General features: G+C 76.5%; 15 protein-coding genes. 5 read left to right on the top strand and 10 right to left on the bottom strand.

Features of this window, described 5'->3' with window-relative positions; all coding sequences use genetic code 11:
- Positions 1-47 precede the first annotated feature (47 nt).
- Entirely contained in the window at positions 48-500 is a 453-nt protein-coding gene (locus tag NT8_RS23140; RefSeq protein ID WP_067973595.1) for a GNAT family N-acetyltransferase, read from the bottom strand.
- 46 nt (positions 501-546) lie between these two features.
- Between NT8_RS23140 and NT8_RS23145 the strand changes: the two genes are divergently transcribed.
- Positions 547-1032, top strand: a complete 486-nt coding sequence (locus NT8_RS23145; RefSeq protein WP_067973598.1) for an NUDIX hydrolase — start codon at positions 547-549, stop codon at positions 1030-1032.
- Between the two features lie 36 nt (positions 1033-1068).
- Here NT8_RS23145 and NT8_RS23150 read toward each other — a convergent pair whose 3' ends face one another.
- Both NT8_RS23150 and dctA read right to left on the bottom strand, forming a co-directional pair.
- Positions 1069-1662, bottom strand: coding sequence for a snapalysin family zinc-dependent metalloprotease (locus NT8_RS23150; RefSeq protein ID WP_067973601.1), 594 nt, complete (start codon positions 1660-1662; stop codon positions 1069-1071).
- A gap of 227 nt (positions 1663-1889) precedes the next feature.
- A complete protein-coding gene (dctA, locus tag NT8_RS23155) occupies positions 1890-3377 on the bottom strand; it encodes a C4-dicarboxylate transporter DctA (protein WP_067973603.1) in 1488 nt (495 codons plus the stop codon).
- Positions 3378-3590: 213 nt separating this feature from the next.
- On the opposite strand from dctA, the gene NT8_RS23160 reads away from it, so the two are divergent.
- Together NT8_RS23160 and NT8_RS23165 are read left to right on the top strand one after the other, a co-directional pair.
- A complete protein-coding gene (locus NT8_RS23160; protein ID WP_067973606.1) occupies positions 3591-4169 on the top strand; it encodes a hypothetical protein in 579 nt (192 codons plus the stop codon).
- A gap of 65 nt (positions 4170-4234) precedes the next feature.
- Positions 4235-5167 (top strand): TAXI family TRAP transporter solute-binding subunit, encoded by a 933-nt coding sequence (locus NT8_RS23165; RefSeq protein ID WP_067973609.1) that lies wholly within the window; start codon positions 4235-4237, stop codon positions 5165-5167.
- Between the two features lie 16 nt (positions 5168-5183).
- Here the strand turns inward: NT8_RS23165 and NT8_RS23170 are convergent, their stop codons facing one another.
- The 3 genes from NT8_RS23170 to NT8_RS23180 form a co-directional block, all read right to left on the bottom strand.
- Positions 5184-6638: a HAMP domain-containing sensor histidine kinase gene (locus NT8_RS23170; protein WP_067973612.1), complete on the bottom strand. Its 1455-nt coding sequence runs from the start codon at positions 6636-6638 to the stop codon at positions 5184-5186.
- A 2-nt stretch (positions 6639-6640) separates the two neighbouring features.
- Entirely contained in the window at positions 6641-7315 is a 675-nt protein-coding gene (locus NT8_RS23175) for a response regulator transcription factor (RefSeq protein WP_067973614.1), read from the bottom strand.
- Positions 7316-7401: 86 nt separating this feature from the next.
- On the bottom strand, positions 7402-7656 hold the full coding sequence (locus tag NT8_RS23180; protein WP_067973616.1) for a DUF6504 family protein: 255 nt from the start codon (positions 7654-7656) through the stop codon (positions 7402-7404).
- A 288-nt stretch (positions 7657-7944) separates the two neighbouring features.
- Here NT8_RS23180 and NT8_RS23185 point away from each other — a divergent pair, with 288 nt between their 5' ends.
- Positions 7945-8559, top strand: a complete 615-nt coding sequence (locus NT8_RS23185; RefSeq protein ID WP_067973619.1) for a TetR/AcrR family transcriptional regulator — start codon at positions 7945-7947, stop codon at positions 8557-8559.
- Between the two features lie 15 nt (positions 8560-8574).
- On the opposite strand, the gene NT8_RS23190 is transcribed toward NT8_RS23185, so the two are convergent.
- From NT8_RS23190 to NT8_RS23205, 4 genes are all read right to left on the bottom strand, one after another.
- On the bottom strand, positions 8575-9447 hold the full coding sequence (locus tag NT8_RS23190) for a M48 family metallopeptidase (protein ID WP_084469209.1): 873 nt from the start codon (positions 9445-9447) through the stop codon (positions 8575-8577).
- 120 nt (positions 9448-9567) lie between these two features.
- Positions 9568-10164: a Uma2 family endonuclease gene (locus NT8_RS23195; RefSeq protein WP_245646299.1), complete on the bottom strand. Its 597-nt coding sequence runs from the start codon at positions 10162-10164 to the stop codon at positions 9568-9570.
- Positions 10165-10314: 150 nt separating this feature from the next.
- Positions 10315-11064, bottom strand: coding sequence for a DivIVA domain-containing protein (locus NT8_RS23200; RefSeq protein ID WP_067973625.1), 750 nt, complete (start codon positions 11062-11064; stop codon positions 10315-10317).
- 75 nt (positions 11065-11139) lie between these two features.
- Positions 11140-12009 (bottom strand): N-acetylmuramoyl-L-alanine amidase, encoded by an 870-nt coding sequence (locus NT8_RS23205; RefSeq protein ID WP_067973628.1) that lies wholly within the window; start codon positions 12007-12009, stop codon positions 11140-11142.
- 139 nt (positions 12010-12148) lie between these two features.
- Between NT8_RS23205 and NT8_RS23210 the strand changes: the two genes are divergently transcribed.
- Positions 12149-12511, top strand: a complete 363-nt coding sequence (locus NT8_RS23210) for a YkvA family protein (RefSeq protein WP_067973629.1) — start codon at positions 12149-12151, stop codon at positions 12509-12511.
- The last annotated feature ends 62 nt before the right edge of the window (positions 12512-12573 follow it).

The raw sequence follows: 12573 nt of genomic DNA on the forward strand, positions 1-12573 counted from the left end.
CGCGCGGGCCCGTCCACCGGGCGGGCCCGCGCGGCGCGGAGCGGGCCTCACAGGCGCAGGTCGAACACCATCCGGTCGGCGCCCGGGCCGTCGTAGCCCGGGTGCGGCCCGGTGACCGCGAAACCGAGCGACCGGTGGAACGCCACCGACGCCACGTTCACCGGGGACGTCACCGCGCGCGCCCGGGTGCGCCCCGCTGCGCGGGCGCGGTCCAGGAACCGGCCGTACAGGCCGCGCGCCAGCCCCGTCCGCCGCAGGTCCGGGCGGACCCCCACCATGTGCACGTAGGACGTGTCCGGCAGCGACGGCGAGTCGAAGCCCACGAGGAACCCGGCCAGCCCGGAGCGGTCCTCCGCGACCAGGCTCGTGGCGTGGAAGTGGTCCAGGAACAGGCGCGGCAGGATGTGCGCGATCGACCGCCCCCACCAGGGGTCGGCCGCCGCCAGGATCGCCGCGTGGTCGCCGGGGAGCGCGCCCCGGGTCCGGATCGCATCGCTCATCCGCCCATGGTGCCCCCGGCACCCCCGGATGAGTAGGGTCGGGGCCATGCCGACACCCGACTTCGTCCTGCGCATGCGCGAGCACGTGGGGCACGACCTGCTCTGGCTCACCGGGGTGACGGCCGTCGTCATCGCCGAGGACGGCGGCATCCTGCTGCACCGCCGGGCCGACGACGGCCACTGGGCCACCCCCGGCGGCATCCTCGAACCGGGGGAGCAGCCCGCGGCGGCGCTCGTGCGCGAGGTCCACGAGGAGACCGGCGTGCACGTCGTGCCGGAGCGGATCGCCAGCGTGGTCACCGAGCCGCCGTTCACCTACCCCAACGGTGACCGGGTGCAGTTCGTCGACATCACCTTCCGCTGCCGCCCCGTGGGCGGCGCGCCGCGCGCCGACGCCGACGAGTCGCTGGAGGTGGCGTGGTTCGCCCCCGACCGGCTGCCGGCGATGAACGCGCGGGTCAACCGGCGCATCGCGCACGCCCGCGCCCGGGACGGCGCCACCTGGTACGAGCCGGCGGACCGCGCCGGCTGATGCCGGGCGGCGCCGTCCGGCGCCGCCCGGCCGGTGTCAGGAGCGGTCGACCACGACGGTGCCCGCGGCCGGGGCCTCCCCGGCGGCGCCGCCGCCGTAGTTGCGCTCGACCCGGGCGGCCTCGGCGGCGTTCGGCGCGGTGCTGGTGCAGCCCACCCCGCCCGTCGAGCCCGACATCAGCGACGAGCACGGGCCCGGCTTGACGTCGGGCAGACCGAGGCTGTGCCCCAGTTCGTGCGCGGCGATCCGCGCCACGCTGTAGCCCTGGTCGACGGCCTGGCGGCCGATCTCGACCCGGGCGGACCCGCCGGGCCGCACCGGGCCGAGGGTGGCCTGCGGCCAGCCGGAGGTGGCGACGATGGTGATCTCGGCGCGCCGGCCGGCGGGGACGGGCGCCAGGGTGACGTTGTCGACGGCGTCGTTCCACGCCCGGGCGCCCGCCGTGATGGCGGCCCCGTACTGGGTGGCGCGGCTCGCGTCGTAGTAGAGCGTGGTGGCGAGCGCGGCGTCGGCCGGGCGCTCGGCGGGCACCTGCGCGGTGGCGGCGGTGGCGGTGCCGGGGGCGCCGACCAGGCACAGGGCGGCGGCCGCCGCGGCGAGGAGGGCGGCGGCAGGGGTGCGTCGCAGCATGGGGGTCTCCTTGGGGGTGGGGGAGGAGCTGGACCGCGGTGGCCCGGGTGGGGCCGCAGCGAGTGTACGCGCGGTCACTCTTCCGTCACAAGGGGTGTTCCCATGGTCATCGAGTCCCGGGCGGGCGCCGCCCGGCCCCGGGCCAGGCCCGGACGCGGCCCCGGCCCCGGACGCGCCGCGGCGCCCGCGCCGGACGGGGGCGCGGGCGCCGCAGAGCGGGGGAGGCGTCAGCCGGTCCCCGAGGGTGCGGCCGCGCGGTCGGCCGCCGGGGCCGCGTCGGTGGAGGCGTCCGGCCCGTCGGCGCCGCGGTCGGCGGCCGGCGCGCCGGTGTCGGCGGTGGCACCGGTGGGAACGTCCGCCCCGTCCTCGGCGTCGGCGCGCATCAGCTCGTCCATGTCGATGGACGACGGGTGGTCCAGCGCGTGGGCCAGCCGCTCGCGGTCCAGCCCGCCGGTCCACCGGGCGATGACCAGGGTGCCCACGCCGTTGCCGATGAGGTTGGTCAGCGCCCGCGCCTCGGACATGAACCGGTCGATGCCGACGATCAGCGCGATGCCCGCCAGCGGGATGACGCTGTCGAACGCCGCCAGCGACGCGGCCAGGGTCACCAGCCCGGCGCCGCTCACGCCCGCCGCGCCCTTGCTCGACAGCAGCATGAACAGCAGCAGGCCGACCTGGGTCCACACCGACACCTCGACGCCGGTGGCCTGGGCGATGAAGATGGCGCCCATGGTCAGGTAGATCGCGGTGCCGTCGAGGTTGAACGAGTAGCCGGTCGGGATGGTCAGCCCGACGACGGACTTCTTGGCGCCCGCCGCCTCCAGCTTGGTCATCATCCGCGGCAGCACCGACTCGCTGGAGGAGGTGCCCAGCACGATCAGCAGCTCGTCGCGGATGAGCCGGATGAACTTGACCAGGCTGAACCCGGTGAGGCGGGCCACCCCGCCGAGGAACACCGCGATGAACAGCACGCAGGTGACGTAGAAGCTGAGCATGAAGTAGGCGAGGCTGCCGAGGATCTCGCCGCCGTACTCGCCGATGGTGAACGCCATGCCGCCGAACGCGCCGATGGGCGCCGCGTACATGACGATCCTGATGACGCCGAACATGACGTGCTGCACGGTCTCCAGGCCCCGGATCGCCCCCTGGGCGCGGCGGCCGAGCATCGTCAGCGCCGCGGCCGTGAGGATGGCGAGCACGAGCACCTGGATGAGCTGGCCGTCCACGAACGCGGAGAAGAACGAGTCGGGCACCAGGTGCAGGATGAACCCGGAGATCCCGCCGGACTCCGCCTGCGTGGCCTCGCTGATGGTGTCGGCGGCGTCGCCCTCGTCGAACGACAGGTTCAGGCCGACGCCCGGCCGGAACACGTTGATGGTCACCAGGCCGACGGCGAGCGCGATCACCGTCATGGCGGTGAAGTAGACGACCGTGCGCAGCGCCAGCCCGCCCGCCTTGGCCAGGTCGCCGAGGTTGGCGATGCCGACCACGACCGTGCAGAAGATCGTCGGCGCGATGACGACCTTCACCAGCTTGATGAACAGGTCGGCCAGCCACTTCGTCTGCGACGCCTGAGCGGGGAAGGCGACGCCGAAGGCGATGCCGAGGGCGATGGCCACCACCACCCAGAAGTACAGCTGGTGGTAGAAGCGCTTGCGCGGCGCGGCCGGGGCGGCGGCGCCGGCGGTCCGGTCGGCGCGGCGGAACGACGGCACGGGGAACTCCTGTTCAGACGGGGTCGGGGGATGTGCGGGGCATCACGTGATGCTCTTCACCACCCCCCGCACCAGGCAAGCCACGCGGGGGAAACTTGGGATTCACCTGACATTCCGCTTCGGAGCGTGGCCATCGCGCACGCACGGTAACATCGGGCGGACGTGCGGCGGTGGGGCGCGAAACGGCCGGCCGTACCCGCTACCGTCCATGCCATGACCCGGTGCGACCGCCTGCTCAGCCTGATCCGGTCCTCGTCCGACACCGCCGAGGCGCTGGCCTCCTTCGGGTTCGACGTCCACCGGGCGCCACCCGGCGCCCGTTGGCGGAGCGTCTCCGGCCGGGGGCTGGAGGCCGTCGCCGGGGAGTTCACCGGTGGGACCTACCTCTGGTGCCCCGAGGAGAGCGGACGCAGGGCGGTGGTCTTCGCCGGTTCGGAGGGCGAGGGCGGGTTGATCGCCGGCGACCTGGCGAGCGCGCTGGAGACCGTCATCGGGCTGGAGTGGCAGGACGTCCTCACGTTCTCCGGCGGCGGCGACGCGGAGACCATGCGGGTCTCCGCCGGCCACCTCGAACGGCGCCTGCGCCGGGACCGGCCGGAGATCGACCGTGAGCGTGCCCACCTCGCGGCGGCCCTGGGGCTGCGCGTCGTCCCGCCCGCCGACCTCGCCGCCCGGCTGCGCGACGCCGTCGCTCGCACCGGCCCCGACCACACGCCGCTGGACGACGACGGCCTGCCCTGCGACACGCTGTTCGGCGGGTACACCGAACCCCGGGCCGGCGGGTGGCCGTGACGCGGACGCCGCGCGGCCACCCGCCGTCCCGCGGGACGGGGCGCGGTGTTCAGTAGGCTCCGGACATGCGCAGACCCCTGGCCGTGACGCGCCGGACCGCCCTGCTCGGCGGTGCGGCGCTGCTCGCCGGGTGCGCGGCGGGCGGCCCGCCCCACCCTCGGGAGCTGGTCCTCGCCACGGGGCCGCCCGGGGCGGTGTTCCGCGAGATCGGGGCGGCCCTCGCCGACGCCCTCGGCCGCCGGCTGCCCGACACCCGGGTGGTCGCCCGCCCCACCGCGGCGTCGGCCGACAACCTGCGGCTGCTCCGCGAGGGCGGCGCGCACATCGGCTTCTCCAGCCTGGACGCCGCCGTGGGCGGGGGCGGGCGGCCGCCCGGCGGGCTGGGCGCGCTCGGCCGGGTCTACGACAGCTTCCTGCACCTCGCGGTGGCCGACGACGCGCCCGTCACCCGCTGCGCCGACCTCGCCGGGCGCCGGGTCTCCTTCGGCGCCGACGGGTCCGGGACCGAGTTCACCGTCGAGCGGCTGGCCCGCCTCACCGGGCTGGACGCCGACGCGGTCCTGCTCGACCAGGCCGAGTCCGCCGACGCGCTGGCCGCCGGCCGCATCGACGCCATGTTCTCGCTGACCGGGGTGCCCACCCCCGCGCTCACCCGGCTCGCCGAGGACCGCCCGGTGCGGCTGGTGGACCTGCGCGCGGAGGCCGACCGGCTGGCCGACGCCCACCCCGGCCCCTACGTGCCCGCCACCGTCCCGGCCACCGCCTACCCCGGCGTCGCGGCGACCCCGACCGTGGCGGTGCCCAACCTGCTGCTCGCCCGCTCCGACCTGCCGGCGGAGACCGCGCGCGTCGTCACCGAGACGGTGTTCACCGCGTCGGGCGCCATCGCCGCCGACCGCCCCGAGGCGGCGCACATCAACGTCCGGACCGGCATCGCCACGGGGCCGGTGCCGCTGCACCCCGGCGCCGAGGCGTGGTTCCGCGACCAGAAGTCCTGAGGCCGCGGCCGCCCGGTCACCGGTCGGCGCCCGCGCCGCCTTCTCCGTCGTCACCGTCGTCGTCGCCGTCCCCGTCGGCGGGCGCCGACGGCAGCAGCAGGACGACCGCCAGCCCGTAGCCGTCCCCCTGGGGCCGCGGCAGCCCCGGCCCCAGTCGCAGCTCCCCGCCCGCGGCCTCGACCAGTTCGGCGCAGACCGCCAGGCCCAGCCCCGTCCCGGGCACGTTCTGGTGGCGCGGCGACCGCCAGAACCGGCGCAGCGCCTCGGCCCGCTCGGCGTCGTCCAGGCCGCCGCCGTCGTCCTCGACGCGCAGCGCGACCGGGTCGCCGGCGACCGCGCGCACCACCACGCGGGTCCCGCCCGACAGCCGGACGGCGTTGCTCACCAGCTCGTCCAGCACGCTGCCCAGGCCGCCCGGGGGCTCCAGCGGGCGCAGCCCGGCGGGCACCCGCGCCGCGACGGCCATGCCCCGTTCGGCGGCCAGGGCCCGCCACCGCTCCAGCCGGGTGTCGAGGACCGTGTCGAGGTCGACCGGTTCCGCGCCGCTGGCGCTCTCCAGCCGGGTGGCGGCGAGCAGCGCGTTCAGCATCCGGCCCATCGCCCGCGCCTCCTCCACCGCGTCGTCGTGGGCGGCGCGCGCCTCCGCGCCGACCAGGTGCGGGCGGAGGTTCTCCACGGCCAGGCGCAGGCTCGCCAGCGGGTTGCGGAGCTGGTGGGAGGCGTCGGAGACGAACGCCCGCTGCCGGTGCAGCGCCCGTTCCACGACGTCGACCATCGCGTTGAACGACACCGCCAGCCGGCGCAGCTCCGGCGGGCCGCCCGCCGCGTCCGCCCGCACCGACAGGTCGCCCCCGGCGACGCGGGCGGTCGCCTCGTCCAGCCGGCGCACCGGCCGCAGCACCCACCGCGACAGCGGCCAGGTCACCGCCGCCAACCCGGTGAGGGGCACCAGCCCGAGCAGCGCCATCCACCCCCACGTCGCCAGGACCGCCCCGCGCAGGCGGTCGGTGGAGGACACCACCACGACCACCCCCTCCACCTCGCTGTCGCGGCCGACCGGCTCGGCGAGGATCAGCGGGCGGGTGTCCCACGGCCGGATGGCGGTCGGCGGCTCGGGCCGGAACCCGGCGAGCGCGTCGGCCACCACCCGCCGGGTGGCGGGGTCGGACAGGTACGGCACCGGCTCCCCTGCGGGCCGCGACCCCAGGACCACCTCGCCCGCCGGGTCGAGCAGCACCACGGGGAAGCCGTACAGGTCCTCGTAGCGGCGCAGCTCCATGGCCAGCGCCTCGGTGCGCCCGGTCTCCAGGGCGGTGCCGGCCAGCGACGCGAAGCGGCCCGCGTCGTTGAGCCGGTCGACGTAGACCTCGGCCGTCCGCTGCTGCGCCACCAGCGTCGCCAGGGGCGCGCCCAGCGCCACCACCAGGACGGCCGCCAGGGGCAGCAGGAGCGCGAGGAGCCGCCGCCGCACGCCTACTCCGGTCCGGCGATCAGCCGGTAGCCCACGCCGCGCGCCGTGTGGATGCGCAGCGCGCCGCCGAGCTTGCCGCGCAGCGCGGCGATGTGGGTGTCCAGGGTGCGCGACGACGCCTCCCAGCCGACCCCCCACACCTGGTCCAGGATGGTGTCGCGGCCCACCACGGCGGGCGCCCGCTGCGCGAGCAGCGCCAACAGGTCGAACTCCTTGCGGGTGAGCGGCAGCGGGGCGTCGTCGAGCCGCGCCTCGCGGGCGTCGACGTCCATCACCAGCGGGCCCAGCGCCAGCGGCGGCGCGCCACCACCGGCGGCCGAGCGCGCGGCGCGGGTGCGCCGCAGGACCGCGTCGATGCGGGCCAGCAGCTCGGCGATGCCGAACGGCTTGACGACGTAGTCGTCGGCGCCCGCGCGCAGCCCGCGCACGCGTTCGCGCTCCTCGGCGCGCGCGGTCACGGCGATGATCGCGGTCTCGGAGCGCTCGCGCAGCCGGCGCAGCAGGTCGATGCCGTCGGCGTCGGGCAGCCCGAGGTCGAGCAGCACGACGTCGGCGGCCGGCGCGCGCAGCGCGGCGGCGGCGGAGGAGACCCGGTTGACGTCGAAGGAGGCGGTCCGCAGGGCGGTGACCAGCCCGCGGGCGACCCGGTCGTCGTCCTCGACAACGAGAATGCGCATCGACGGACATGGTAGAACGCGCCGCGCGCGGCGGCGCGGCGCCGTTCCGCGCCGGGGCGCGGCGTGCGCGCCCCGGCGGCCGGAGGTCAGCCCCAGAGGCGGCGCATGGTCCAGCTCTCGGTGGCGGGGTCGAGCGTGATGTCGGCGATGCTGGGCTCGCCCTCGGACTCGGCGGCGACCCGCACCAGCCGGACGTCGGCCGGCGCGCCGGAACCGCGGTCGTGGGTGTTCCAGGTGCCGATGACGCGCCGGACGCGGTACATGCGCCCGCGCCAGGCGAAGAACGCGGGGTGGCCGCCGGTGGTGGACCTGACGTCGATCCGTTCGTTGTAGAGACTCACCGGGCCATCGTATCGAACACAGGTTCGAACACGGGGCTCGGGGGAGGACTCCGCCGCCACCCGCACCACCCTAGGGGCACGCGGCGGACCGCGCCGGGAGGGCGGCGGGCCCGATGCGGCCGGAAGCGCGCGACCTGCGGGGACGCCGTCGGATCCGGCGGAATCCGGCCGCCCGGGCGTGTCGCGGCCCGGTTCCGAGGGCGGGCCGCGCGGCGCGCGCCACCCGACCGACCGCGCGGTATGCCTATCCTGGTGTCGGGCCCCCGACGGGGGCGCGGGGAGGGCGCGATGAACACGGGAGACGACGGGCCGGCCGGCGCCGGGGAGCGCTCACCGGGCGTACCCGAGCGGCTGCTGGCCGCGGCCACGCGGCTGTTCGCCGAACGGGGCTACGAGCGCACCTCGGTGCAGGAGGTCGTCGACGCGGCGGGCGTCACCAAGGGCGCCATGTACCACTACTACGCGTCGAAGGACGACCTCCTCTACGCCATCTACCAGCGCCTGCTCACCCTCCAGGCGCGCCGGCTCGCCGACTTCGCCGCCGCCGAGGGGCCGATCGCCGACCGCGTCCGCGCGGCGGCGGCCGACCTCGTCCACACCACGGTGGACAACCTGGACGACGCGGTCATCTTCTTCCGGTCGATGCACACGCTGTCGGCGGACCGCCAGGCCGCCGTCCGCAAGGAGCGCCGCCGCTACCACGAGTGCTTCCGCGGCATGATCGAGGAGGGTCAGCGCGCCGGCGTGTTCCGCGCCGACGTCCCGGCCGACGTCGCCGCCACCCAGTACTTCGGCGCCGTCCACCACATCGGCCGCTGGTACCACCCCGGCGGCGAGCTGAGCGGACCGGCGCTGGGCGCGTACTTCGCCGACCTCCTCCTCGCCGGACTCCGGCCCGACTAGGCCCTCGCCAGGCCCTCAGAGGAGCAGCCGACCGGGCCGCGACCGGTCGTGCAGCGCGGCCATGCGCCGGGTGAGCGCGGGCCGCGGCGACAGCAGCGTGTACAGGAACACGAACAGCCCCCGGTCGGTGCGCGCCCGCTCGGCCAGCTCACCGGGGCTGACCTGGGGATAGAGGTGCCGCCCGGCGGCCATCAGCCGCACGGCGTGCGCGCCCTCGGGGCAGTGGGCGTGCGCGTGGTCGTCGGCGGTGTACTCCATGGCGCGCGCCAGGGAGGAGCCCAGGCCGGGCACCACCCACGCCGCCGCCGTACCCAGGCGCCACCACGGCGACGTGTGCCCGGCCCGCACGTGGCCGAGCTGGTGGGCGACGAGGAACCGCAGCGCCGCCGGGTCGTGCAGCCGGCCGCCGTCCCCGAACGCCGCGCTGGACACGACGACGCAGCGGCGCGGGCCGTGCCCGGCCACCCGCGCGCCGGGTTCGGGGCCCGGCCGGACGTAGACGTCGGGCACCGCGCCCAGGCCCATCTCGGCCCCGACCTCGCGGACGACGCGGTGGGCGTCGGGGAACTGGGTGGGGGAGAGCCGGACCGCGTGCGCGCACTGGCGGGCGTGGGCCAGGCCGCGCACCGCCCACGCCGCCGGCGGCAGCGCCAGGAGGGCGGCGGCCGCCCAGCGCAGCGGCGGCGTTCCCGTCCACAGGGTGTGGACGGCCGCGGCGGCGACGGCCGCCGTGACGGCGACCGCCAGTGCCAGCAGCGGCGACTCCCACGGGTGGCGGGGCACGTGCAGGAGGGGCGCGGAATCGGCGGACGGGGCCGCGGCCCGATGGGGGTCGCCGGGTCTGCGCCCGGGGGCGGCGCCTCCGGCGCGCAGTGATGTGTGGGCCATGCCGGCCGCCTCTCCGCGCGCCGGTGCCACCCCTGACACGCTGTCGACTACGTCAAGTAACGGGAACATTACTCAACTCGCCGACGGTGTGCCGGACGTACGGCGGGTGTGTCCGCCCGGTCAGTCGGTCGGGATGAGGAACCCGCCGGTGTCGAGCTTGAGCTCGAACGGCTCGGGGAGTTCGATGGGCTCGCCCCACTCGACGGCGTGGCTGTCGGCGTAGTCGGTGCCGCGCGGCGCCGAGTGCAGGGTGATGCGGGGCCCGCGCGGGTCGTAGGCGTCGACCAGCAGGTAGAGGGGGATGCCGGCGGCGGCGTAGTCGTGCTTCTTCGCGCCGCGGTCGTCGTCGGCGTTGCCCTTGGACGCGATCTCGACGACCAGGGGGATGTCGTCGGCGGACAGCGGCGCGCCGCGCTCCTCGGGGATGGACGCGTCCGGGACGACGACGAGGTCGGGCGCGCGCAGCCGCAGCGAGGACGGGATGGCGACCCCGGTGCCCTGGTGGAGTTCCCAGTCGTCGGGCAGCCGGGGGATGAGCTGCCGTTCGATCTTGTAGATGTTGCTGTTGTGCCGCGGTGCCGGTGGGGGGACCAAGACGATGCCTACCTCACGGATTTCCGCCCGCCATCCGTCGGGCATGTCGACCTCGTGCCAGGCGCGCAGCAGGAAGTCCCACCGGTCGTGCTCGGCGGGGGCTTGCTCAGTCTGGTGCTCCATCACGGCGGTCCCCATGCCACGCCACCTCCTGGTCACAGAAAGTAGCAGCTCGTCGTCGTCGGCATCTGCGTTTTCCCACTTTAGGGCGGTGGGGCCGGGCGCGGAAGGAGCGTGCGCCCTCCGCGCCCCGCCGGGCGGCACCGCCCGGCGTCAGGGCCCTTCGTGTCGGCGCAGCTCCTCGGCGAGGACGTCGAGGAAGGCGTCGACCTGCGACGGGTCGTAGCCCGGCCGGGCGCGGGTGGTGGCGAACCTGACCCGCTCCACCTCGGTCGCCGTCAGCCCGTCGGGGGCGCGGCGGCCCTGGGCCAGCGCCTCCAGGGTGTGCTCGGCGCGGTCGAGGAAGGCGTCGACCTGGTCCTCGTTGTAGCCGGTGGTCAACCGGGTGGTGGCGAAGCCCTTGCGGCGGACGTCCTCGGCGGTGAGCAGCGGGCGCCCGGGCGGCGGGCCGGCCGGACCGGGGTGCGGCGGGCGGCCGGGGCCCGCAACGGGCGGGAACGCCCCCGGCGGCGGGGGCGGCGCGCCGGGGGCGTGCCGGGGCGGCTGGGCGGGGTGCGGGGGGTGCGGTGCGGGACGGCCGCGGCCGGACGGCGCCCCGGGCGCGCCGGGTGCCCCGGCGGGGGTGCCGGCCAGGCCGCGCGACCGGAGTTCGCCCGCCACCACGTCGAGGAAGGCGTCGACCTCGTCCTCGTTGTAGCCGGGACTCAGCCGGGTGGTGCGGAACCGCGCCGACTCGACCTCGGCCGCGGTGATCAGCGGGCCCGTGCGGGGGCCGCCCTGGAGAGCGCTGAGCGTGGCCTCGACCCGGTCGAGGAGGGCGTCGACGTCCTCCTCGTTGTAGCCCGGCCGCAGGCGCACGGTGTGGAAGCTGGCGTTCGCGATATCGGCGGGAGTCAGCGGCATGCCCCTATTGTGCCGACCGCGCCGCACCGAACGGGGGCGTTCGCCCGGGCGGGTGCGTCCAGGAGTGGCCGCCGGTCAGCGGGCGAGGTAGCGGCCGATGCCGTCGGCGACGGCGGCGGCCGCCTCCGCGCGCCACTCGGCGTCCTCGATCAGTTCCGCGTCGGTCGGGTTGCGCATGTTGCCGACCTCAAGGAAGACCTTGGGCACATCGGACATGTTCAGCCCGCCGAGGTCGGTGCGCTCGTCCAGCCCCTCGTCGGCCAGGTAGTCGGCCCGGGGCTGGCCGGTGCCCTCCTCGAACGCGGCGCGCACGTCCTCGGCGAGGTCGCGGGAGGGCTCCACGATCTCCTCGGTGTACCCGGCGACGTGCCCGGGGGCGATGACGTGGAACCCGCGGCCGTCGCTGGGGCCGCCGTCGGCGTGCAGCGAGATGGCGGCGTCCGCGTCGGCCTCGTTGCCGATCCGCGCCCGCTCGTCGACGCACGGGCCCACGCCCTCGTCGTCCTCGCGGGTCAGGACGACGGTGGCGCCCCCGTCCTCCAGCCGGTCGCGCACCCGCTGCGCCAGGTCCCAGGTGAACGCGTGCTCGGGGTAGCCGTCGGCGGTCTCGGCGCCGACCGTGTCGCACGCCTTGGTCCCGGGGCCGGCCGGCACCGAGGCGGCGATCTCGTCGGCCGCGTCGGCGTTCCCGCCGTTGTGGCCGGGGTCGACCACCACGGTCGCGCCGGCCAGCGGGCCGTCCTCCTCGGCGGGTGCGGAGGGGGCGCCGGAACCCTCGGGACCGCCCGGGCCGGAGAGCGGAAGGGTGGCCGTGACCTGGGGTTCGGGCCCGTCGCCGCCGGTCACCGCCGAGCACGCGGTGACGGAGAGCAGGGCGGCCGCGGCGAGGGCGGCGCCTCGGATCGGCCGGGTCGACCGCGCGGGGGCGGCGGTGCCGTTGCGCATGATGCGGATGGGGGTCCTCGCGTCGGGTAGGGGGGGCAGGGACCCAACCTAACGGGTTCCAGGGAACAATCGGCGGGCCTGTCGCGTCATATCGCAAGAGACCCCGGTTCCCCCGGGCCCCGAAGCCGAGGTGATGTCCATGCGCAAGAGCAACCGAGCCGCCGCCGGCGCGGCCGCGTGGCAGGTCGTGCACGACGGCACCCGTCCCGGCCGCCCCTCGCTGTGGGCGCGGATCGGCGCCGTCCCCCGCATGCTGGGCGCGCGGATGCGCGGCGGCTACACGCAGCTGTCCACGTCCCGCGTCGTCGCGTTCGCCGCCGCCCTCCTCTACATCCTGTCCCCGATCGACGCCGTCCCCGAGGTGTTCGTGCCCTTCATCGGGCTGGCCGACGACGTCGGCGTCGCCGCCTGGCTCGCCGCCGCGCTGATGGGCGAGACCGAGCGCTACCTGGAGTGGGAGCGGCGCGGCGCCTCCTACGTGCAGGGCCACGTGGTCGGCTGACGGCCGGCCCGAACGGCCCGGAGCCCCGCGGGCGCCGGCGGCGGAGGACGCCGCCGGCGCCC

Origin of the sequence: Nocardiopsis trehalosi NBRC 14201, from assembly GCF_001552555.1 — a bacterium.
Lineage (GTDB): Bacteria > Actinomycetota > Actinomycetes > Streptosporangiales > Streptosporangiaceae > Nocardiopsis_B > Nocardiopsis_B trehalosi.

Bases quoted from the DNA above. Each gene is read 5' to 3' on its own strand.
- NT8_RS23150 (WP_067973601.1), bottom strand. From the start codon at position 1,662: ATGCTGCGACGCACCCCTGCCGCCGCCCTCCTCGCCGCGGCGGCCGCC.
- NT8_RS23175 (WP_067973614.1), bottom strand. From the start codon at position 7,315: ATGCGCATTCTCGTTGTCGAGGACGACGACCGGGTCGCCCGCGGGCTG.
- NT8_RS23195 (WP_245646299.1), bottom strand. From the start codon at position 10,164: ATGGAGCACCAGACTGAGCAAGCCCCCGCCGAGCACGACCGGTGGGAC.
- NT8_RS23205 (WP_067973628.1), bottom strand. From the start codon at position 12,009: ATGCGCAACGGCACCGCCGCCCCCGCGCGGTCGACCCGGCCGATCCGA.
- NT8_RS23210 (WP_067973629.1), top strand. From the start codon at position 12,149: ATGCGCAAGAGCAACCGAGCCGCCGCCGGCGCGGCCGCGTGGCAGGTC.
- NT8_RS23200 (WP_067973625.1), bottom strand. From the start codon at position 11,064: ATGCCGCTGACTCCCGCCGATATCGCGAACGCCAGCTTCCACACCGTG.
- NT8_RS23185 (WP_067973619.1), top strand. From the start codon at position 7,945: ATGAACACGGGAGACGACGGGCCGGCCGGCGCCGGGGAGCGCTCACCG.
- NT8_RS23165 (WP_067973609.1), top strand. From the start codon at position 4,235: ATGCGCAGACCCCTGGCCGTGACGCGCCGGACCGCCCTGCTCGGCGGT.
- NT8_RS23140 (WP_067973595.1), bottom strand. From the start codon at position 500: ATGAGCGATGCGATCCGGACCCGGGGCGCGCTCCCCGGCGACCACGCG.
- NT8_RS23190 (WP_084469209.1), bottom strand. From the start codon at position 9,447: ATGGCCCACACATCACTGCGCGCCGGAGGCGCCGCCCCCGGGCGCAGA.
- NT8_RS23145 (WP_067973598.1), top strand. From the start codon at position 547: ATGCCGACACCCGACTTCGTCCTGCGCATGCGCGAGCACGTGGGGCAC.
- NT8_RS23160 (WP_067973606.1), top strand. From the start codon at position 3,591: ATGACCCGGTGCGACCGCCTGCTCAGCCTGATCCGGTCCTCGTCCGAC.